The organism is Armatimonas rosea (assembly GCF_014202505.1).
Lineage (GTDB): Bacteria > Armatimonadota > Armatimonadia > Armatimonadales > Armatimonadaceae > Armatimonas > Armatimonas rosea.
In genome coordinates, this window is record NZ_JACHGW010000001.1 from 1,666,941 (window position 1) to 1,688,047 (window position 21,107).

Consider the following 21,107-nt stretch of genomic DNA (forward strand, 5'->3'; position numbering starts at 1 on the left):
CTCTTTCATGGCTTTACCGTGAAGCGAATCCGCGAGGGGTACTTTTTCGAGTGAAAAACGGTCTGCGTTGCCTTCACAAAATCGCTGTCGTCGGCCTTTCCGATGCTCATGAACTTCTGCGGGTTGCGGTCCACGAGCGGGAACCAGCTGCTCTGAATCTGCACTTGAAGGCGGTGGCCCTTCTTGAACGTGTGGCAGATATCCCCAAGGGCGAAGTGCACCGGGGTGGGCTTGCCAGGGACAAAGGGCTCGGGCTTGGTGAAGCTGTTGCGGAACTTGCCCCGGAACGCATCGCCGCGGACAAGGCGCTGGACACCCGTGTCGGGGGAGACATCGATCACCTTCACGATCCAGTCGGAGTCGGTGCCGGTGGTGGCGACCGTGAGCTCGACCTCGATCCCGCCGACCGTGGTCATGTCCTTTGTCAGCGGGGCACTGGTGTAGGTGAGCACATCGGGGCGCTTGCTGGCGAAGCGCTGGTCCTCGGCCATGTAGCGCGAGTCGCGGCGCACGCCGGGGAAGCTGGTATAGGGAACGGGGCTTGCCGGATCAGAGACGTAGCTATCTGCTGCGGCTTTCTCATTGCTCACGGGAGCTGTCGCGAGGCCTTTTCCGGGCTGGAGGTAGAAGCTACGTGTGGGCAGGCCCTTCGGAGGCCAGGCGGAGAAGGCAAGCCACTGGTTCGAGCCCGTGGCAAAGACCCGTGCCTTGACCTTGGGATCGGGCGGTGTTCCCTTGCCCTTGAGGTAGTAGTTGAAGAACGGCAGCTCCAGCTTGTCGCGGAACGTGGCGGCGGTGTCCTGTCCAAACCTCAGGTCGTGGAAGCGGCTCCCATCACCGCCCCAGCCCCCGTGCGACCAGGGGCCGATCACGATCGACGCCGGGGTCTTGGGGCTCTGGGCTTGCAGGGCGCGGATCATGTGCTGCGGTCCCCAGAGGTCCTCGGCATCGAAGAACCCCCCGACCACCAGGAAGGCGGGCGTCATGTTCTTAAAGTGCGGCAGGGGCGTGCGCGCCTGCCAGAAGGCATCGTAGGTATCGTGCTCGATCAGGTCGTTCCAGAAGGGAATCTTGCCGTGGAAGAAGCGCTCGTTGGCGTTCTTCAAGGCCCCGAGTTTCAAATAAAAGTCGTAGGCGTTGTTGGAGTCGTAGGAGAGCTTCGGGTCGAACTCCTGCTTGCTGGGGCCTTGTCGCGGCCAGTCGAAGCCGCCGAAGCACCAGGCGAAGTTGTCCAGGAGCATGAAGGCCCCATTGTGGTGGTCGTCGTCGCCTAAGAACCAATCCGTGACGGGAGCCTGGGGCGAGACCGCCTTGAGCGCGGGGTGTGCTCGCACCGCCCCGACCGCGGCGTAGAAGCCCGGATACGAAACACCCACCATCCCCACTTTCCCATTATTGCCCTCGACATTCTTCACCAGCCAGTCGATGGTGTCGTAGGTGTCGGAGCTCTCATCGACTCCCTTGCCATCGGGGCTGAGGGGGCGGACATTCTCGTAGTCGCCCTCGGACAGGTACTTTCCCCGGACATCCTGGAAGACCAGGATGTAGTTCTCTTGCGCGTAGCTTCCCTCGACCGGGCCGAAGTCGTCCGCGCCGTAGGGCACCGAGTAGGGGGTGCGCTCCATCAGGATCGGGTGTTTCTCGCTCGTGTCTTTGGGGGTGTAGATCACGGTGTAGAGCTTGGTGCCATCGCGCATGGGAATCTGCACATCGCGCTTGGTGTAGCGCTGCTCGACCCGCCGGAGCGCCGCCGCGTGGGGCGCGGCAGCGTGCTGGGAGACAGCGGCGAGGCCAAGGGCAAGAACGGCGAGAGGGAGAGTGCGGCGCATGAAACTCATTTCCGTATCGAGGGGCGGGATTCCTGCACGGCATCGCCCCCGTTGACCGCCCCCGTTGGAGGGGGGCGTCTTGCAGTCCTAGTGCCTCGGACACAAAGGGCGCAAGCGCCCATCCCGAGTTCACTGGTCCGGTTCGCTGGCACGGGGCTTTTCCCCGAGTCGAATCGGAAGCCTATCGTCTTTGTAGAGCTTGGCAATGTGGTTGAGCTCGGGGCGTGCCCAAGCAAAGAGCGCGGGGCGGAAGAGAAAACCTACCCCTGCGATAGCCTGCGAACCAAGGATAAGAATCAGCACGAGCCCTACCAACCAGGTAAGTAGCGAAGACTTCGGGTTGTTGCGTTTTTGCCAGAAGTGCGAGATGGCTCCGAGGAGAAACGTGGCGACATTCAGGGGAAACTGCAGTATATCAATGCCGGGCTGAGGGAGGAGCCCTTCGATAAAGGCACAGCCAAGACTCGTCAGCAGTGGTAAGCCAACGAGTAGGGCAACAATTGGGGCTATCGGTTTCATGGGCGCTTTCCTCCCCATTTTATCCCGCCCGTTGGAGGGACGGGACTGAAGAGCCTGCGGCTACAAAGGGCGAGCCGCCCATACCAAATTTATGGCCGTAGGCCTTCGTGTCGGAGCCTGCGACGACAGCAAGACGCCCCCCTCCAACGGGGGCGATCTAATCGGGGGCGATCCTCACCTCGCCATCACGAGCTGTAGGCCGCTCACCTCGGGCTTTCGGCCTCGGTGGAAGACATTGTACTCGCAGAAGCTGACGGCCTCGCCGTTTTCGTTGAGGAGCTTGGTGCAGCACTGATCCACCCGCTTCTGGTCCCAAGTGTGGGCGTCCATGAAGGGCTTGACCACGATCCGAAACGTCCGGCGGCCCACGGCTTGGGGATCGTTGCGCAGGGGGAGGAGGTCTTTGACGCCGCTGTGGGCGTAGAGGGTCATCAGATCGCGGAGGGTGCGGCCCGCGCGCAGGTTCACGGTATCGCTCCAGACCCGCTTGAGCGCGCCCTCGATCAGACCGGAGAAGCTGATCTTATCGGAGAACAGGTCCAGGTAGCGCGCGACATCCAGGTGCCGCGGGAGGGGCGTGAGAGTCGTGCGTTTTTCGTCGAGAATCCCGTAGGTCAGGACGCAGCAGTCGGGGTGGGAGCAGGGGAGCCCCACAAAGTCCGCGAGCTGGAGCGCACCGTCGGTCTGGGCCACGAGGCGCTCTAACACCCCGGTCAGGGTCAGGCGTGCACCGGGATCGTAGCCGTGCTCGTAGCGCCCGTTGTTCATCACGGGCTGGTAGGTGATCCCGCAGATCGTCTCATGGGCCAGCGCAAACCGATAGAGCTCCCCGATCTCATCGTCGTTGACCCCCGCCTCGACCGTCGGCACGAGGTTGATAAACAGCCCGGCATCGGTGGCGATCCGCAGTGCCTCCTGCTTGCGTGCGACTAGGTCTTTGCCGTAGAGCCGCTCGTGGACCTCGGGGCGGAAGCTGCCGTAGGAAAAGTACAGCTCGATCCGGTCCTTGCGTGCTGTCAGCGCCTCGACCAGCTCCTTGCTCTGGGTGAGGCGCAGACCATTGGTGTTGATCACGACCCGGTCGATGGGGTACTCCAGGGCCATGTCCAGCAGCTCGATAAAGCGCGGATGAATCGTCGGCTCGCCGCCGGAGAGCATGAGCACGTCTAAGCGGCTCTGCGTGCGAAAGAAGCTATCGAGCCGCCGCCGCGCCTCGGCGTCGGGCATCATCTCGTGGCCGCGGGCATCGGCGTAGCAGGTCGGGCAGCGCAGGTTGCAGGCCTGGGTGATCTCTAGGAGCAAGACGCAGGTGGGCGGGCCATCGGCGCACTCGGTTCCCGGCCCGCAGCACCCACCCCCCGCGCTCCGGTCTACCGCGTAGGTCCGAAAGCGCTGGTACTCGGTCGCATTGCTCGCCAGCAGCGCCGTGCTCTCCCCGTGGCGCGGGCAATTCTGCCGCATCCAGATCCGCCCCGCCTCCTCGTAGATCGTCGCAGAGACCGAACGCAGGCACGTTGGGCAAAGGCCCGTTGTTTCCTCAATCATTGTGTCCCTCGCGACTTGAAGGCTATAGGCAGAAGTACTCCAAAGAGGAGAAGTGGGGAGAAACTGCGCAGGCAGTACCCGACAAAGGAGAGGGATTGGTAGAGCTCCCACTTGATTGGTAGCCCTGAGGGGGCTATTGTTAGGAGTTCGCGTGTGCTTGGTATCAGGGAGAGCATAAATAGCAGGGCGAGAATCCTCTTCGATGCCGGATTGCATGGCACGAAAACGAGGGCGAAAAAAAGACCAACACTGCCGGTTGTGGCTGGTGTGAGGAGGATTTTAGGGAAGTGGCAGAGGGCGTCGTTGCAACGGTCAAGGGTTCTTAAGTAGCTGGCTCCCAGAAATAGCCAGAGCGGGTAGGCGACGATGTAGGCGAGAGCTGCATAGAGGAGAGCATGAATAACCTCGTCGCGTCGTTTTTGCATGAGCTTTTTCCCCTTCCCGTAAGTGAGTGTATCGTGGTTTTTGGTGCCCTGAAAAAATGGGGCTAGGCGCAGGTACGTTGGGCAAAGGCCCGTTGTTTCCTCGGTGAAGGGAGTGGTTGACATCGTGTTACGAGTGCTTACCCTTTCGGTTGTGTCGTCGTTTGCGTTTTCTTGGCAAGTGGTTTGTCTTATGTTTTTTCGATGGAAAAGGTTCAGCGTTGATCTCTAGAAAGTAACCTGGATACCAGACTCCAAAGGCGATCAAGCCCGATAGACAAAGATACCGCCAGACTCCGGGAAGGAAAACCCAAGCTCCTACCCCAAGTAAAGCAAGCCCTAGAAAGAAGCAAAGGGTGAGGCGAAGCGGTGGAGCTTTCACGTCACTACTCTGGCTCGATGCCGAGCTCGCGGAGCTTGGCGGCGAGGCGCTCAGCGCGCTCGTGTTCCGCGGTGGCGCGGGCTTCCGCCGAGTTTCGGGCGGCAAGGATGGTCTCGTAGTCCTCAAAAGCACGGCCATCGGGGCCGAAGACGGTAAAGCTGCCCTCGACGAAGGCGAAGCGCACCCCAAGGCGTGGGCTTGTCCAGCCGTCCATGCTCTCGATCCGCCGCAGGCCTCCCGCTTCTCGGAGCCAGCCCTCGGCTTCGTTGAGAGTGGGATCATAGAGGTAGTACTCGTCCACCCCGTAGCGCTCGTAGAAACCTTGCTTGCGGCTCATCTCAATCACGGTATTGCCGGGCGAGAGAATCTCCACAACAACCTGTGGGGCGATATTGTCCTCTTCCCACTGTTTGTAGCTACCCCGGTGGCCCTTAGGGCGCCCAAAAACAACCAGAACATCGGGAGCAAGCCGTGTTTGTGGCTGTCCTTGCACGGGATACCAGAGCAGGTCACCCGCGACAAAGGCTAGGGGATCGTGGGCAGTGACGAACTCAAAGCCGCCTTTGAGCCGAGCGATCCACTGGAACTGCTGTGTATTGTCCGCCATCGGCTGGCCGTCGCTTTCAGGATAGAGTGTGGGGATGGTTTGTATCATCGCAGGCCTCGCTTCCTAAATTATACGTCATCGTGGGATTCCACTCAGGCAGACGAGGAAGATGCCCAGGATGAGCAGAAGTATCAGAACCGCGCTGGTGAGCAGGCCGACACAGAAGTAGGGGTAGCGTGAGCGGAGCCGGAAGTAGGCGACCACGGCGCCGATAAAGCCGATTCCTGTGCTGATCAGAATGAGCCCCGCCAGGGTTCCCAGGATGCCGTCGATTACGGGGACCTTTGTGAACGCCTCGGAGGCGCGGTCTTGGAGCTGCATCCCACACTGCGGGCAGCGAAAGAGCGGCTCCCCGAGCTCGGTCTGGCAGTTAGGGCAGCGGTAGTGTTGATACTGTTGCAAAGGGTTTCTCCTTGGCGAGCTTGTAGACAAAGAAGACAAAACCGACGAGACAGGCCCACTGTGCGGTTGAGAGCCCCCCGTGGCGGGTCGCACCGTCGCGGAAGAACTCGATCACAAAGCGGGCGGGGCAGTAGAGCACTCCTTGGAGGTACCAGAGGCCGTTCTCGGCGGGGCGGCGGTAGGTCTCTGCGACGAGTAGGAGCACAAAGATCAGAGCGCAGGCGGCGGAGAGGTAGAGCTGGGTTGGGTGGTGCCCGGCGATTGCCCAAGGGAGTGTGCACTCCCGCCCACCGCAGCAGCCCCCGAGAAAGCACCCCCAGCGCCCCACGGCCTCGCCTGCCATGAGCGCGACCGCAAAGAGATCGCCCGTCGGGCGCACCAGCCCGAGGCGCTTCTTGGCGAGCATCACGGCCAGGTAGCCCCCGAGAATCCCCCCGAGGACGCTCTTGCCGGTGCCGCCGCTGGTCGCGAGAAACTGCCCGACATTGGCCCCCAGGAGCCCTCCGATCAGCCCGGTCATCGCGACATAGCCGATTCCCTCGGTGAGGAGGCGGCGCTTTTGGGCAAAGAGGCAGAAGACTAAGATCCCAACACTATAGGCCAAGGCATAGACCTGCGATGCGGGGGTGAAGTGCATCAGGGCCGCGAGGGGAATCATAGCGCATTGTAGCGCATGCCGGGGGCTAAAAGTCCCCGACTGAAAGAAAGAGAGCGTCCCGAGGACGCGCAAACGGCGTATGCCTCTGCGTCCTCGGGACGCTCCCAGATTCGTAGGCAGGTATTTCCAATGCCCGCACGACGGCAGGTATAATGCCCACCATGAGTATTGTATTTGTTGGGACCTACACCAAAGATAACCAGAGCGACGGGGTCTATGCCTTTCGCATGGACGACACCACGGGGGCGTGGACACGGATCGCGCAGAACATCCCCAAGATCAATAACCCCTCATTTCTGGTGGCAGATCGCAAGAACCACCGCCTCTTTGCCACAGGGGAGGTGGGCGAGGGGATCGTGGCGGCGTTTCGCTACGACCCGGTGAGCGGGGCACTGACCTTTGTTAACCAGCAGCCGTCACAGGGGGCCGATCCCTGTCACCTCTCGGTGCTGAAGACGGGGAGTCATGTGCTCGTCGCCAACTACTCCAGCGGGACCTTTGCGATGCTCCCGGTCAGTGCCGATGGCTCGCTCCGCCCCGCCACGGACACGATCCAAGATAGCGGGACGGGGCCCAACAAAGGCCGCCAGGAAGGGCCGCACGCCCACTCGATCAACCTCGATACGAGCAACAAGCTGGCCTACGGCTGCGACCTGGGCACCGACAAGGTCATGATCTTCCGGCCCAACCCCAAGACCGGAAAGCTGGTCCCCAACGACCCCGCCTTTGCCGCGGTACACCCCGGCGGCGGCCCGCGCCACTTTGCATTTCATCCCAAGAAGCCGGTTGTCTACTCCATCAACGAGCTGGACTGCACGGTGACAGTCTTTGCGTGGGACAAGGTGTCGGGGGCGCTGCGCGAGCTCCAGACCATCACGACCCTCCCGCGGCCCTACCAGCCCACCGACTCCTGCGCCGATGTGCACGTGAGCGCGGACGGCAAGTTCCTCTACGGCTCCAACCGCGGCCACGATAGTATCGCGATCTTTGCAATCGGGGCGGATGGCAAGCTGACGACGGTGGGCAATGAGTCCACGCAAGGCAAGACCCCACGCAACTTCGCGATCGATCCCAGTGGGAATTTCTTGTTTGCCGCCAACCAGAATAGCAACACGATTGTCGCCTACAAGATCGACAAGAAGACCGGCAAGCTCACGGCGACCGGAGCGAAGATCGAGGTTCCTGCTCCCGTCTGCATTGTCTTTGGGTAGTTCGCTGGGGCCTGAAAGGCCCCAGCTCGAACCGCGCAAGCGCGAAGCGGGCCGAGCCCGCGGAGAAATCTAGGCGCTCAACGCGCCCACAGGGCGCTTCGCCGAAGGCGGCTTAGACGGGGCCTTTCAGGCCCCGGCGTAGACCGCGAGGCACGCGGCGAGGTTGGCGCGTGCATCGGCGGCGGACCAGGGTATGTCTGCGTTGCTCTGGAGCGCCTCGGCGAGGGAGTCGAGGTGGAAGAAGGGGGACGGGTCTGGGGTGTGCCGGGTCTCTTCGCCATTGGCCGTCACGATCCAGTCGTTGCCCTCGGGGCGGATCTGGCCGTGGGTACCGATAAAGAGCACACGGTGTGCGCCGCCGCCTGGTGCCGCCGCCCAGGTATCTTCCAGCATCACCGAGACCGCGGAGCCGCCCGCGCGTGGCTGGAGCTTGAGGAGCGCGATCCCGTAGTCCTCCAGGGGGAGAGTCGTGTGCACCCGGTTCTCGATCAGCCCCGCACTCCAGACAATCTCCCCGTCGAAGACAAAGCGTGCCAGGTCGATGGCGTAGATCGCGTGGTCGGCCCACGCGCCGGTGGGAGCCTGGCTGGAGTCGATCCACCAGCTGGGGGCACCGCTGGGCTGACCGGGCCAGGGCGACGGTAGCCCGCCGTGGCCGATCTGGTGGTAGGAGAGGGGCGTGCCGATCGCGCCGGACTGGAGCAGCTCGCGGAGCTTGAGGACCCGCGGGGTGAGGCGCTGCATGCCCTCAAACGAGCCATAGAACTTGCCCGCTACCTCCGCGGCGACAATCACCGAGTCCAGCTCCGCGACCGTCCGTGCGGGGGGCTTGACCGCGACGACATGCTTGCCCGCCGCGAGGGCTTGCTTGGCCAGCTCCGGTGCGGCGGCCGTGGGGGCGCAGATCGCCACCAGGTGCACATCGTCGCGAGCCAGCAGGGGGGCGGCGGTCTCGGTGACCTGGATCTCGGGGTACTTCTCGCTCGCCCAGGCACGGTGGGTGGCATCTGGAGAGCTCACCCCGATCAGGGCGACTCTCTCCGACTTGCTTGCAATCTCACAGACACCATGGGCGGTGTACCAGTGGTCTAGACCCAGAAGGGCAACTCCAAAACGCATCTCTTACTCCTCACTCTCGGCAGCGGTCTCGAAGAGCTCCTCGACATCGTCGCCACTTAGGTCCGCATCCATCCCATGGGCGACCTCTTTCATCAGGTGGCGCATGGCCTGGGGGCTACTCTCGTCCACAGTATCCGCCAGCTCCGCCAAGGAGTCCAGCGCTTCGTCGGCGGAGCGTAGGCGGGCAAAGCGGGAGACCAGCTTGCGGACATTCTTGCTCCCACAGCGCGGGCACTGGATTGGAGCGGGGTTTGCCAGCATCCCCACCAGCTCGGAGAAGCGTTTTTGGGGACAGTCGTTGCAGGCGAACTCAAAGATCGGCATGAGAGGAGACGCTACTGCGTCGTAAAGCTGGCCTGGAAGTAGAAGCGGTGCCGGTTGGTCTGGGGAGGCGGGGTCGGGAGGGCATAGACCGTCCCACAGTAGATCGCAGGGCGCAGGACACTACTCTCCGCAGGGACCACGTAGCAGGTCTCGGCGATATTGTTCTGGGAGGCGAGCAGGTGCTGGTGCGACGAGACCTCTAGGACCGAGAAGGCCATGGTTGCCTGGGGGGTATCGGGCTGGATCACCAGGTAGCCCCCCTCCGAGAGCGGGGTTCCTCGGCGGCTCTCCCGGGTGGTCAGGCGGGCCGTGACCGCGCAGAGCCCGATCACAGAGAGAATCGCGGCGGTGATGGTTCGAGGGCTGACCGGCATGTTGGCGTAGCGCCGGACAGTCTCTCCGACATCGGTCTGGAGGAGGCGCTCGATCTCCTCTCGGGAGACACGGGCACCCAAAGAGGCGAGGGCGCGCTTGGTCTCGGCGAGGGCGCGGTACTCCACCGTGCAAGCAGCACAAGAGTCTAGATGGCTCTGTACTCCCTCACGCTCATCGGGGGAGAGCTCTGAATCCAAATAGGCAGAGAGACGTTCTCGACAGTGACGACACGACACCGGAGCTACCTCAGACTAAACCCTTCCAGCCGGGCTCGGAGGAGCTTGCGGCCACGATGAAGACGAGAGCGGACGGTTCCAATCGTACAGCCGGTGAGCTTGCTGATCTCCTCGTAGGAGAGCTGCTCGATATCGGCGAGGATGACCGTCTTGCGGAAATCGGCGGGAAGCGATGCCAGAGCACGCTGGATCTGCTCATCGAGCTCCTCGTGCAGGGTCACCCGCTCGGGCTCGGTGCGCGCGTCGGGGATATCGAGGAAGAGATTGCTCTCCGCCTCGCCCGTGAGCGGGGCATCCAGGCTCGTGGTGCGCATCCGGTTCTTCTTTCGGACACCGTCCACGAATAAGTTGGACATGATCCGAAAGAGCCACTTCTCAAAAGGAAGGTCACGGCGGTAGTTGTCGAAGAAGCGGAAGGCACGCACGAAGGCCTCTTGGAGGAGGTCCTCGGCATCGGCGTGGTTGCCTGTCATCCGGTAGGCGACATGGTAGGCCTGCTTCCGGTGGCGCTGCATCAGGCGCTCAAAGACGCCGCCTGCATTTCCTCCGAAAGAAGGGCTCTCGACTGTTAGTGCTTCGCTCTCCGCCATAGTTATCCTACTCTACGTCGCAAAGGCTGTGCCGCGTTCCCAAATGTAAAAATATTTTACAACGGCGCTAGCGGCTGGTCCTAGTTCTTAGACAGGGAGCGCCGCCGAAAAGTTCGCAGAAATCCCAGCCCCAGCCCCAGAAAGATCACCGAGCCCGGCTCCGGGGCACTGCTACCGGCGAGGGTACTGTTGATCCAGGCCAGGTGTGTGGAGACACGGGTCACCCCATAGAGGTCGGTGTAGGAGGAGTTGTCGGAGCCATCCCCCGCCACCCCATTGACACTGACCAGGCCATCGATCCAGCTATGGACCCCGATCACCTTCCAGGTGCCGCCGTCGTTGATGAAGGTGCCGCCACCGCTGTCGCCAAAGCTGATGCTTCCCTCCAGAGCGAGTGGGTTGTTGTCCGAGCCAAACTGGGTGAAGCGTGTGTTGGTGACGAGGTGGCTGTCAAAGTCGGCGATCAGGTAGTCGGTTGCCCAGCCCGTGAGGACACTGCTGGTCTGGTCGATCACGTTCATCGCGGCGCGCTTCTGGTTGTCACCGCCGCCCGTGTTGCCGAGGCTGCCCGTGCCGATCGCGCCATAGCCTACGGAGTAGGCGACCTGGCCTAGCTCACTGGAGCCCGTGTAGAGCTGCGCAGGAGTCACTCCCACCAGCGGGGTCGCCAGCCGGACCAGGGAGATATCCGAGCCGTTCTCAAGCTGGCCATTCCAACCCGGGGCATTAAAGACCTCCGCCACCGCGGCTGTCCCTGCGCCGGCAAGGGTGAAGCTGGCACCGCCCATGTAGATCGAGCAGTGCGCGGCACACAGGACCCACTGGGGGGCGATCAAGGTGCCGGTGCAGAACCCGAAGTTCCCGACCGCACTAAACTGAGACGCTGCTCCGAGAGTGAGGTACTGACTATCCGCGACATCGTCACGGCGCACGATAGCCTGGCTGGGAAGGGCGAGGCTCAGGGCGAGGGCACAAACAAGGAGACGCTTCATAAGAGAGGATTCCCCATGAAGCGCCCGATTTCCTACGTCCAAAAACGCGCCATCTACTTTGCGGGGCCGTTGTCGACCACGTGCATGTTGGCGATATCGACCTCACCCGGCTCGATCCCCGCCTTCACACAGAAAGTCGCGTGGACATCGGTGTGGTCTTTGGTGGTGCGGAAGGGAAACTGGTACTGTCGCCACTCCGGGGTGAAGCGCACTTGCTTTTGGAGCTCCGCCGCGTGGGGGGAGACTCCCTCCTCAAAGACAATATAGACCGCGGTCTTCTTCTCGGAGCGGCCCCAGAACTGAACCGTGAGGTTGTGGTTGCCCTCCACTGCCTGGGGGACAGTCTTGAGGAGCTGGGCACACCAGTACTTGTTGGGATCGACTGCCTTGACATCGAGGTGCAGGGAGTGCTGCAGGCCCGCGGGCAGGTCCGTGCTGGTCTGGAGCTTCATGGCCGCAACCGCGGGCTTCTGGGTGACTAGGGTCCACTCTTGCTTATTGGGGTCGATGAGAGAGGAGCCACCGAGGGGCTTTGGCGCACCGCTCACCGGACTGGTTGGGTCCGCACTCGAGGACGAAGCGGTTGGGGCTTTGGTGGTTTTCCCGGTACCGGTTGGAGCTGCTTCCGGGGTTTGAGGAGCGGGGCGTAGCTTGGTGAGCCCGATTCCACCACCGACAAGGAGGGCTGTGAGGACGGCCAGTCCGCCTGGTTTGAGAATAACTTTCATTTGAATCGCAAACTCCGATACGAGATATATCTTTTTATCGGACGATTTTGAGCCGAACATAAGGGTATGTCTATGAAATCATGGGGGACGGAGCTACTTCCCTTGGCGACTGCCGCCACTGTCTTGGGAGCACTGGCGACGGGTTGCCAGAAGGAGCCCCCCGCAGAGCCGGCCCCGACACCTACCCCCCTCCCCGAAGAAGGCATCCCTCTCCGACAGCTGGCGATCGCTACCGCCTCACCGGCCCCGAGCGCCGACAAGGGCCGGCCCATGCTGATCCCACGTCCCAAAGAAGTGCAGTTTCGTGAGGGTGGGGTCTTTAAGCTTGGCCCGGAGACCCCACTTGTCGTGCTGGGAGCCCTGACCCCCCAGGAGCAGCGCGCCGTGACCGCACTCCAGGCAGCGATGACCGCACGCTTTGGTCAGCCCCTCAAGCTCTCGGCTACGGCGCTCCCCAATGCGATCCAGCTGGGGGGACCACGGCACCCGGACACGCCCCAGAGACCCGAAGGCTACCTACTCCGTGTCCTCCCCGACGGCGTGACGCTCTCTGCAAGCGATGCCCGTGGGCTCTTCTGGGGCGTGCAGACTCTCTTGCAGCTCTTTGTGGACAAGACCGAGCTCGCCGCGGCGTCGGTGCGCGACTGGCCGACTTTGCCCCTGCGTGCGGTCCACCTCTTTCATGGCAACCGTGCACTGCCCTTTCACCAGAAGCTGATCGAGCGCATCTTTGCCCCCCTCAAGCTCAATGCGCTCTTTCTGGAGGTCGAGCAGGTACGCTGGGACGCCGACCCGGGAGTCGCGCCACCGTGGGCCGGAACACCCGCGCAGCTTCGTGAGGAAATTGCCTTTGCCCGGGAGCGCAACCTGACAGTCTATCCCCTCCTGCAGAGCCTGGGACACATGGGCTGGCTGCTGGGCCAAGGGACAAACTCCCGCTTTGCGGAAGACCCTGCCACCCCCTACGCGCTCTGCCTCAACGACCCCGCCGCGGTGCGCTATGTCGAGCGCTTTGTCGCCGAGGCTGATGCGCTCTTCCAGGCACCGGCCTTTCACGTGGGCCTCGACGAGGTCTCGCTCAAGGGGCGCTTTCCCTACCGCTCCCGCCCCACGGCAGCGCCCGAGCTCTTTCTCAAGGGGGTCAAGCACTGGCGAGACTTCTTTGCCGCCCGTGGCAAGCCGATCTATGTCTGGGCCGACATGGCGCTCCATGCCCCCGAGGTCAAGCCCGCCTTTGGAACCGCCCCAAGCGCCAGCCAAGCCGCCGCGATCCGGGCAGGCATCCCGCGCGATGTGGTAATCGCCGACTGGCAGTACGGCGAGCACGCGGATTTTCCGTCGCTGCGCCAGCTCAAGGGGGCGGGCTTTCAGAAGCTGGTCGCCGCGAGCTGGTACCGACCCAAGAATATCCAGACCCTCAGCCGCGCGGCAGCACAAGTCGGGGCGCAGGGGCTGATCCAGACCACCTGGTGCGGCTATGAGTCGAGCGAGGATGTTCTAAAAACGGAGGAGAAGCGCCAGTTCACCGCCATGGTGTTGGCTGCGGAGTACTTCTGGAACGGCGGTGGCCCCGCCCCAGGAGAGCTTCCCTTCTCTCCTGAGGCGGTCTTCGACCAGCGCTGGAGCGCCTAGTAGCGGCCCCGGTTCTCCACCTGACGGGCGTTGCCGACCTTGGGGCGACGCCCCCGGAGCTTGGTGTTGCTGAGCGCGTCCATGACCTGCTCGGCGTTGGCGGCGGGCACCTCGAAGAAGGTGACGCGGTCCAGGACGTCGATCGTCCCCACGGCCTTGGGCGGCAAGCCCGTCTCGTTGAGGATCGCGCCGACCAGGTCCGATGGCCGCAGCTTGTCGGCGCGGCCCATGCTCACAAAGAGGCGCACCATCCCCGCCTCCGGCTGCTCGCGCTGGGCGGCGAGCTCTTCGTCCATCTCCGCCTCACGGGAGTTGCCCGCCGAGGTCGCTTCCCACAGAAGCTGGAGCGCGGCGGCGGCGATATCGGCGATATCGTGGCTCTCGGAGAGCTCGCTAACAATGGGGAACTGGGCCTCGAAGTTGCCGGCCTCCAGGCGCTCGGCCAGCTTGGTGGCAAAGACCTCACGGCGGCGCACGGCGATATCGGCGGCGCTAGGAACCCGGAGCGGCGCGATCTTCGTCCCGATCTGGTACTCAAAGCGCAGGAGGTTGCGGCGCTCGCGCGGCTCGATCAGGCTCAGGGCATCGCCCTCGCGGCCCGCCCGCCCGGTGCGCCCGATCCGGTGGATATACTGCTCCACATCCCAGGGCAGGTCGAAGTTGATGACATGGGTCACGGAGTCGATATCGAGCCCGCGCGCGGCCACATCGGTGGCGACCAGAATATCGGCCTGGCCCTCCTTGAACTTCTTCATCACCCGGTCGCGCTCGGACTGCGCCATGTCGCCGTGGATGGGCTCGGCGGAGTACCCACGAACACTGAGCAGCTCGGCGAGCTCCTGGGTCTCGAGGCGCGTCCGGCAGAAGACAATGGTCGGCCCCGGGGTCTCCATGTCCAGGATTCGGGTGAGCGCCTCGCGCTTCTTGCCGGGAGCGACCTCGTAGTAGACCTGGCGGACCGTATCGACCGTGCGCTGCTTGGCCGCGATCTCGACCTTCTGGGCACCGGGGAGGAACTTCTTCACCAGGGCGGAGATCGCCGGGGGCATGGTCGCGGAGAAGAGCGCGGTCTGGCGGGACTCGGGGAGCGCCGCTAAGATGGTCTCGATATCCTCGATAAAGCCAAAGGCCAGCATCTCATCGGCTTCGTCGATCGCACAGAACGAGACCTTATCCAGCACCACCGAGCCGCGGCGCATGTGGTCCATGAGGCGTCCCGGGGTTCCGACCACCACGGCAGGGGGCTTCATGAGCGCACGGAACTGCCGGTCGATGGGCTGGCCGCCGTAGACGGGCACGACCCGCAGGCCGGTCTTCCCGGCGAGCTTGTGGATCTGCTCGGCTGCCTGGATCGCCAGCTCACGGGTGGGAACCAGCACGAGCGCCTGTGTCCCCGGCGCGTCCACATCGATTCGGGCGAGCAGGGGTAGGGCAAAGGCGGCGGTCTTTCCGGTTCCGGTCTGCGCCTGCCCGATCAGGTCCTTGCCCTCTAGCAAGACAGGGATCGCACGTGCCTGGATCGGTGTGGGGGACTCAAACCCCGCGACCGTCACCGCGGCGAGGAGCGCCTCGGGGAGGCCCAGGTCGGCAAACGTGGCAAGCGGTGCCTCAACAACGGGCTCTACCGCTTTGGGGGTGACATCCCCCGCCGCTGAGACGGCGACCCCTTCGCCCTTTCGCTCCTTCGTCGCTGCGAAGGGGGTAGGCTCTTTGGGCTTGATGGTGCGCGGCTTCAGGCGCGGTGCCGTGGGGGGCTCAAGCGGTGCGGGGATAGGCTCAGGGGCCGGTCGGACGGCACGCTTCGGCTCGCTCGCCTCGGGTTTTACGGCAGGTTTGGGCGAGAATGGGGGCTTGGCGGGGTAACCCGGCTTCGCACTGGTAGGCTTCTTCGCCGCAGGGCGAGGGGCAGATTTGGGGGCATTTGGCTTCGCGCCAAAGGGCAGGGGTTTCTTCCCTGGCTTAGGATTGTCGTTTTTCTTCACGTGATGGTATATCCCTAATCGAAGGGAATCGCCACAAATGCCTAAACTCCCCCCCGAAATGCTCGCAGAGATAGCAGGTCAACCGAAAGAGTGGGCGCAGATTGTCGAGAACCCCCGCTTCTTCCAAAAGCCTGACCCACTCGCCACCCCCGACGATGCCTTTACGCTTCTGGGGCATATCCTCTGGCGCTGGAAAGCTCCTCTGCGCTATCGTCAAGGCGGCGAGTCTTTTGGGGAGCGCCCTCAAGAGACCCTTCCTGCGATAGATGCGCTCGATCGTGCACTCGCCGCGTTTGTGCGGGCTCATCCCGGCGCGCTGGAGGCGCTACTCGCCGAGCCGGAGAACCAGAAACTGCTTGCATTTGCGCAGCAGGGCCACGATGCAAAGGCGCGCCGCGAGGAAAAGCTTTTTGGCGGACTCCCCGAGTCTCTGCTCAGTGTCCTCACCGATCAAGCACGTGCCCAAGAGGCGGAGCTACTCTGGCGAACCGTCCGCGCTCTCGATGCGCTGAGCCTCTGGAAAATCGTGCTGACCGCTCAGAAACGGTATCGGCCTTTCCTCAGAAAGTACCGGCTTGGCCTTGCTCACGGGCTACTGGGAAGCGTGCTCAAGCACAGTGGCCCCGACTCCATCCCTGAGCTGACCATGGCTCTGCGCGGTATCCTACCGCCACAGCTTGCCGATGTGATGCCCACTCTCGCCCTCCCGGAAGGGGATTTTGACTACTGCTTTCCCAGGATTCTCCCCGAGGACGAGGTGCTCTGCCAGATGACGCCGCGTGAGATCACGGAGGTACTGGCCCACTACCGAGGGATGGAAGCGGAAGAGCTCGACGCTTTTCTGATTCGCCGACGGTTCCTTGCCGAGAGCGAGAGTGTCGGTGCGGTGATTCAGAGAGATACACAGACACTAAGAACCTGCGGTATCTCGCGTGACAGGCTCGCGGAGGCGCTCCGGATAGCTCTCAGCCACGGGAACAAGCCAAAGCAATCCCCGCTCCACGTGGAAGTAACTTCCTACCGTGGTCACCACCTGGATCCCTTCCACGACGATGATACATACTACCTGAGCCGGGAAGTCGGGGGGAGTGCGGACTGCCTGGTTACCAATCGAGAGACGGGAGAGGCGATTGTGTTTGGCAGCATGCTGCCCTATCTCATCCGCCGCGCCTGCTTTTTTGAGGGCAGCGTTCCCTACCGCCTCGATCCCGCCAAAGCCTGCCGGGTACTCACTCCACTGCTCAGAACATGAAATTCCCCTTTCCCAGTGAGGTACGAACGCCCGGGAGAGTGGGTAGGGGGAGAGGTTGCGCCCCGGCGTATAATGCGCTATGGCGATCTTCAAGGCGGAACGAGACACGGGCTATCGGGGGATCTGGTACATGAATCAGCCGGTGAAAGGCCCCCTGCGCTATAAGTACAGCGGGGGCTTTGCCACCTACCCGCAGCAGCATGTCCCGATTGCGATCTACGCGCCGAAAGTACAGAAGACGTTCTTTGTCTACGGGGCGACCCCGCAAGGCAAGAACACGCTCTGGCACGCGGTGAGCTACTTCGACCATAAAACGGGGACCGTGCCGCGTCCCGCGCTGCTTCTAGATAAGAAGACCGACGATGCCCACGACAACCCGACCCTGGCAATCGACGGCGACGGCTACCTCTGGGTGTTCTCCAACTCTCACGGGACCGGGAGGCCGTCGTTTATCCATAAGAGCGCAAAGCCCTACGAGATCGATGCCTGGGAGCGCGTGCTGGAGACGAATTTTTCCTATGGGCAGCCGTGGTGGCTGGAGAGGCATGGCTTTGTCTTTCTGCACACGCGCTACAGCAAGGGGCGAGGGCTGTTCTGCCAGACGAGCCGCGACGGGCGCACCTGGGCCGAGCCGCAGCCCACGGCGTTTATCGCGGAGGGGCACTACCAGATTAGCTGGCCGGACACCGAGCGCGGCGTCTTGACCACGGTCTTTGACTACCACCCCAAGCCCGGCGGACTCAATGCACGCACCAACCTCTACCTGATGCAGAGCCGCGATGGGGGCAAGAGCTGGACAACGATCTTGGGCGAGAGGCTGGCACTGCCGCTCACACAGACCCCAAACCCTGCGCTGGTCTTTGACTACCAAAAAGAGGGGAAGCTGGTCTATCTGAAAGATATCAACTACGATTCGCAGGGCCGCGTGATCGTGCTCTACCTGACCAGCAAGGGCTTTGAGCCGGGGCCGCAGAGTGGGCCGTACCAGTGGTGGACCGCCCGCTGGACAGGAGCCGGCTGGGAGCGCTACGCCTTCACCGAGAGCGACCACAACTACGACCACGGCTCGCTCTATATCGAGGGCGAGGGCAGCTGGCGCGTGATCGCACCCACCGGCCCCGGCCCCCAGCCCGGCACGACCGGCGGTGAGGTCTTTGTGTGGACCACCCGCGACTTTGGAAAGACCTGGCACAAGGGAGCCTCGCTGACCCCCGCTGCCACGCGCAACCATACGTATGTCCGTCGCCCGCTCCACGCCCACCCGGACTTCTACGCGCTCTGGGCCGATGGAAACCCGCTCGACGAGGAGCGTGCGCCCCATGCCTCACGGCTCTACGCGGCCACCCTCTCCGGGAAGGTCCTCTCCCTCCCCGAGACAATGTCCCAAGAGAGGGCGCTCCTATGAAGGCACCCGTGGTGGTTGTCGGGGGCTTGGTGCTCGCAGGGCTGGTCTGGGCAAACCTACGGGTGGTCCCCGCGAAGCCTGAGCAGCGCCTTGCGGGGTACACGACCAGCCTCAAGGGGCGCAAGAAGGCCCAGATTCGCAACGCGACCCTGGCGGCACGGGCGCTGGAAGGGCGGGTGATCGGGGTGGGGAAGGTGTTCTCCTACAACGCCGTGGTCTCCGCCAACGACAACGACAGCGGCTACGTTCCCGCGCCGGTCTCGGTGGAGGGGACGATGGTGCCGGCGCTGGGCGGCGGGGTCTGCCAGACCTCGACCACGCTCTACAATGCGGCACTGCTGGCGGGCCTGACCGTGGTGGAGCGCCACCCGCACACGGTCGCGCCCAAGTATGTCCCGCCGGGCCGCGATGCTGCGGTGGCCTGGCCGGGAGTGGACCTGCGGCTGAAGAACCCCTACGCCTTCCCCGTGCGCTTGCAGGCGAGCGTGCGCGGCGAGCGGCTGTGTGTGGAGGTCTGGGCGGCGCAGGGGCTCCCCCGCGCCGTGACCCTGGAGAGCCGCGTTCTCTCGGTGCAGGAGCCCGGCCATGAGCGCGTCCCGGGGCGTCGTCGGGCAAGCCAAGGAACTCCCGGGCTACGGGTCGCGACCTACCGCACCCAAGGGGCGACAAGAGAGCGCCTCTCCGACGATACCTACGCGACCCTGAATGCGGTGAACTCGGACTAGGCCGCGTGCTTGCGGCGGCGGGTAAAGAGCAGGCCTCCCAGAGCGACAAGGGCCAGAGTCCCCGGCTCCGGGATCTGGTTCTTGGGCGGCGGGAGCGGCGAGGAGCCAAAGTTGCCGGTGCCGGTTGCTGTGAAGGGGGCTAGAAAGCCATTGCCACCGTCGGCGATCCGCGGCTCGATACTGGTGAGCGAGATCGAGAAGTTCTTGTTCTGGAGCGGAACCGAGAAGTCCAGGTAGTCCGACGCGAAGTTGACCACCGAGCCGCCCGTGGGGCTCTCCGTCCCAGTGAGGCTCGCGGTCTGGCTGCCGGGGCGCGTGATGAGGTTCCCCGTGGTCAGCGAGAGGCGGAGCAGGTCGCCCGCATTGCTGGGGGCGCTCAGCGACGTGAACCGCATCTCGATGTTCTGGAGCGGCTGGATCAAGAACCCACCCTCCGTGATCAGGCTTCCCTGGTTGACCGAGGACAGGGTGAGGAGCGCAGGGATATTGATGCCGACCGGCCCCAGTCCGTTGGTGGTCTGGTACTGGAAGTTCACCGGAATCGCGGAGCTCAGGCCAAAGCTCGCTCCGCCTGCGCTTGGGGTGAAGATAAAGGATTTTTCGGGGTTTGCCTGACCAAAGGTGGCAAATAGGTTAGGGGACTGTGCGTAGGCGGATCTTGTTAACGTCATAAAACTGAGCGTTAATATAGTGACAGTCCCTCTATTAAAACGACGATTCATTCTTCTCTCCACTACCAAGTTGCGTACTTATGTACGTTTTACCCCGAACTCGGTACTTTGAGAAGAATTACACAGTGAAAACCAGTATCGTTAACAGTGAGAATTTATTTTCGGCGTCTTCGGAGCAGCCCCAGTGCTCCCAAGCTGAGGAGGGCGAGGGTAGATGGCTCCGGGATAAAGGCGGCGTTCGAGGCAAACTGTCCCGACGCGTTGGCCTGGAAGCCCGCCAGGTAGCCGCTGGGGAAGTTGCCATCGTGGACCAGCCCCGGGCTGTCGATGTTGTTGAGGGAGATGCTGTAGTTCTGCTGGTTGCTGGTGCTGAAGTCTAGGAACGCCGACGAGTACTGCACAATCTGGTTGGAGCCGTTGTCGGTCTCTTCTAGGTTGGCGGTGGCGGAGCCCTTGCTCCCGGAGAGGATTCCCGTGGACGCAAAGACCGTCAGGAGGTTCTGGCCCGCGAGAGCGCCCGTACCGGTGAAGGAGATCTGGACACTCTTGAGCTTCTGGCTGGGGACAAAGTTGCCTGTGGAGAAGCCATCGACCAGCGACGTGATGGTGAGGTTGGCGTCGATAGGCGTGCCGACCGGGATCGCGGGGTTGCTGGGGTTGACCAGGAAGGTGAAGTTCACCAGGGTGGTGGTGGTAAAGCCCGTGGTCGCGGCGTTGCCGGTGTTGACAAACTCAAAGACCTTCGGCGCTACGGGGGGAGTCCCCGAGTACTTCTGGGTGAAGTTGGCAAAGGTGATGGTCTGTGCGTGACCGAGTGCGGAGGTGGCCACGAGTGTAAGGGCGACCAGTGTGGTCTTGAAAAGGGGGTTCAATGCTTCCTACCTGTTCCTGTGTCTAATGGACATTATTTCAGGAACAGGTAGGGCAAGAAGTGTGCCAGAAAGCCGGGCTTACTCGCCAGTCTTGGGCTTGTAGACCCCCGTCTTGCTGACCTCGTCGGCCTCGGCTTCGGAGGGGACGGGGCGGCCCATGCCGGTGTAGATGCTCTCGATCTCGCTCTTGGCGGCAAGCGCCTCGACATTCTTAGGATCGGCGGCGAGTGCCTTGCGGAAGTCCGAGAGCGCGGCGCGGTACTTCACCCGCTGCCCCGCCTTGTCGTCGTCCTTCATGCGGAACATTCCCCGCTTGGAGTAGGCGGCGGCGAGGGCGGTCTTGTCGCCGGCCTTCTCGGAATCGGCGATTGCCTTGTCGAGCTCCGGGGTCTTGGAGAGAGGGGCGTAGGGATCGGTCGCACCTGCCATCGGGGCACCCGCAGGCGCAGCAGGAGCCGCAGGGGCCGCAGGAGCGTCGGGGGCCCCATGCCCATGGCCATCGTCTGCAGAGTGTGCAAGCGTCGTGGTGGGGGTTGCGGCAGTTTCCGGCTCGGCGGGCTTCTCAGGAGAGCAGCCCAGTAGGCCAAGAGCGGCGAGAGGAAGGAGATAGGTGTAGCGTCTCATGCCTT

The 21,107-nt window shown here is 63.1% G+C and carries 22 protein-coding genes; 5 read left to right on the forward strand and 17 right to left on the reverse strand.

The annotated features are described in order from the left end of the window. Positions 1-5 precede the first annotated feature (5 nt). The 7 genes from HNQ39_RS07705 to HNQ39_RS07735 form a co-directional block, all read right to left on the reverse strand. Positions 6-1,829: a CocE/NonD family hydrolase gene (locus tag HNQ39_RS07705; RefSeq protein WP_184193372.1), complete on the reverse strand. Its 1,824-nt coding sequence runs from the start codon at positions 1,827-1,829 to the stop codon at positions 6-8. 129 nt (positions 1,830-1,958) lie between these two features. Beyond that, positions 1,959-2,348 (reverse strand): hypothetical protein, encoded by a 390-nt coding sequence (locus HNQ39_RS07710; protein ID WP_184193374.1) that lies wholly within the window; start codon positions 2,346-2,348, stop codon positions 1,959-1,961. Positions 2,349-2,522: 174 nt separating this feature from the next. Continuing rightward, positions 2,523-3,893 carry a radical SAM protein gene (locus tag HNQ39_RS07715; RefSeq protein WP_184193376.1) on the reverse strand — a complete coding sequence of 457 codons (1,371 nt, stop codon included), beginning with the start codon at positions 3,891-3,893 and terminating at the stop codon, positions 2,523-2,525. Continuing rightward, positions 3,890-4,441: a hypothetical protein gene (locus tag HNQ39_RS07720; protein ID WP_184193378.1), complete on the reverse strand. Its 552-nt coding sequence runs from the start codon at positions 4,439-4,441 to the stop codon at positions 3,890-3,892. Before HNQ39_RS07720 ends, HNQ39_RS07715 begins: the two co-directional genes overlap by 4 nt. A 260-nt stretch (positions 4,442-4,701) precedes the next feature. After that, positions 4,702-5,352: a Uma2 family endonuclease gene (locus HNQ39_RS07725; RefSeq protein WP_184193380.1), complete on the reverse strand. Its 651-nt coding sequence runs from the start codon at positions 5,350-5,352 to the stop codon at positions 4,702-4,704. A 27-nt stretch (positions 5,353-5,379) separates the two neighbouring features. Then, a complete protein-coding gene (locus HNQ39_RS07730) occupies positions 5,380-5,706 on the reverse strand; it encodes a hypothetical protein (RefSeq protein WP_184193382.1) in 327 nt (108 codons plus the stop codon). After that, complete coding sequence (locus HNQ39_RS07735; protein ID WP_184193384.1) at positions 5,675-6,364, reverse strand: prolipoprotein diacylglyceryl transferase; 690 nt, start codon at positions 6,362-6,364, stop codon at positions 5,675-5,677. The genes HNQ39_RS07730 and HNQ39_RS07735 overlap by 32 nt, the downstream gene beginning before the upstream one ends. A gap of 161 nt (positions 6,365-6,525) precedes the next feature. Here HNQ39_RS07735 and HNQ39_RS07740 point away from each other — a divergent pair, with 161 nt between their 5' ends. Then, positions 6,526-7,575 (forward strand): lactonase family protein, encoded by a 1,050-nt coding sequence (locus HNQ39_RS07740; RefSeq protein WP_184193386.1) that lies wholly within the window; start codon positions 6,526-6,528, stop codon positions 7,573-7,575. 126 nt (positions 7,576-7,701) lie between these two features. On the opposite strand, the gene HNQ39_RS07745 is transcribed toward HNQ39_RS07740, so the two are convergent. The 6 genes from HNQ39_RS07745 to HNQ39_RS07770 all read right to left on the reverse strand — a co-directional run bounded on the left by HNQ39_RS07745 (position 7,702) and on the right by HNQ39_RS07770 (position 11,939). Next, positions 7,702-8,694, reverse strand: coding sequence for a Gfo/Idh/MocA family protein (locus HNQ39_RS07745; RefSeq protein ID WP_184193388.1), 993 nt, complete (start codon positions 8,692-8,694; stop codon positions 7,702-7,704). Between the two features lie 3 nt (positions 8,695-8,697). After that, complete coding sequence (locus tag HNQ39_RS07750) at positions 8,698-9,018, reverse strand: FmdB family zinc ribbon protein (protein WP_184193390.1); 321 nt, start codon at positions 9,016-9,018, stop codon at positions 8,698-8,700. 11 nt (positions 9,019-9,029) lie between these two features. Continuing rightward, entirely contained in the window at positions 9,030-9,629 is a 600-nt protein-coding gene (locus HNQ39_RS07755) for an anti-sigma factor family protein (protein WP_343075957.1), read from the reverse strand. Positions 9,630-9,634: 5 nt separating this feature from the next. Next, on the reverse strand, positions 9,635-10,219 hold the full coding sequence (locus HNQ39_RS07760; RefSeq protein WP_184193394.1) for a sigma-70 family RNA polymerase sigma factor: 585 nt from the start codon (positions 10,217-10,219) through the stop codon (positions 9,635-9,637). Between the two features lie 80 nt (positions 10,220-10,299). Continuing rightward, positions 10,300-11,211: a S1 family peptidase gene (locus HNQ39_RS07765; RefSeq protein WP_184193396.1), complete on the reverse strand. Its 912-nt coding sequence runs from the start codon at positions 11,209-11,211 to the stop codon at positions 10,300-10,302. A 53-nt stretch (positions 11,212-11,264) separates the two neighbouring features. Next, positions 11,265-11,939, reverse strand: coding sequence for a hypothetical protein (locus tag HNQ39_RS07770; RefSeq protein WP_184193398.1), 675 nt, complete (start codon positions 11,937-11,939; stop codon positions 11,265-11,267). A 66-nt stretch (positions 11,940-12,005) separates the two neighbouring features. Between HNQ39_RS07770 and HNQ39_RS07775 the strand changes: the two genes are divergently transcribed. After that, entirely contained in the window at positions 12,006-13,571 is a 1,566-nt protein-coding gene (locus tag HNQ39_RS07775) for a beta-N-acetylhexosaminidase (RefSeq protein ID WP_184193400.1), read from the forward strand. Here HNQ39_RS07775 and HNQ39_RS07780 read toward each other — a convergent pair. Then, positions 13,568-15,553 (reverse strand): DEAD/DEAH box helicase, encoded by a 1,986-nt coding sequence (locus HNQ39_RS07780; RefSeq protein WP_221289891.1) that lies wholly within the window; start codon positions 15,551-15,553, stop codon positions 13,568-13,570. The genes HNQ39_RS07775 and HNQ39_RS07780 overlap by 4 nt on opposite strands. Positions 15,554-15,611: 58 nt before the next feature. On the opposite strand from HNQ39_RS07780, the gene HNQ39_RS07785 reads away from it, so the two are divergent. From HNQ39_RS07785 to HNQ39_RS07795, 3 genes are all read left to right on the forward strand, one after another. Beyond that, on the forward strand, positions 15,612-16,805 hold the full coding sequence (locus HNQ39_RS07785; RefSeq protein ID WP_184193402.1) for a hypothetical protein: 1,194 nt from the start codon (positions 15,612-15,614) through the stop codon (positions 16,803-16,805). Positions 16,806-16,884: 79 nt separating this feature from the next. Next, positions 16,885-18,210 carry a BNR-4 repeat-containing protein gene (locus HNQ39_RS07790; RefSeq protein WP_184193404.1) on the forward strand — a complete coding sequence of 442 codons (1,326 nt, stop codon included), beginning with the start codon at positions 16,885-16,887 and terminating at the stop codon, positions 18,208-18,210. Next, complete coding sequence (locus tag HNQ39_RS07795) at positions 18,207-18,935, forward strand: VanW family protein (RefSeq protein WP_184193406.1); 729 nt, start codon at positions 18,207-18,209, stop codon at positions 18,933-18,935. Before HNQ39_RS07790 ends, HNQ39_RS07795 begins: the two co-directional genes overlap by 4 nt. Here HNQ39_RS07795 and HNQ39_RS07800 read toward each other — a convergent pair. From HNQ39_RS07800 to HNQ39_RS07810, 3 genes are all read right to left on the reverse strand, one after another. Further along, positions 18,932-19,606 (reverse strand): PEP-CTERM sorting domain-containing protein, encoded by a 675-nt coding sequence (locus HNQ39_RS07800; RefSeq protein ID WP_184193408.1) that lies wholly within the window; start codon positions 19,604-19,606, stop codon positions 18,932-18,934. The two genes, HNQ39_RS07795 and HNQ39_RS07800, sit on opposite strands and share 4 nt — an antisense overlap. A 155-nt stretch (positions 19,607-19,761) precedes the next feature. Beyond that, positions 19,762-20,478 (reverse strand): PEP-CTERM sorting domain-containing protein, encoded by a 717-nt coding sequence (locus HNQ39_RS07805; RefSeq protein WP_184193410.1) that lies wholly within the window; start codon positions 20,476-20,478, stop codon positions 19,762-19,764. A 78-nt stretch (positions 20,479-20,556) separates the two neighbouring features. Next, positions 20,557-21,102: a hypothetical protein gene (locus HNQ39_RS07810; RefSeq protein ID WP_184193412.1), complete on the reverse strand. Its 546-nt coding sequence runs from the start codon at positions 21,100-21,102 to the stop codon at positions 20,557-20,559. Between the last annotated feature and the right edge of the window lie 5 nt (positions 21,103-21,107).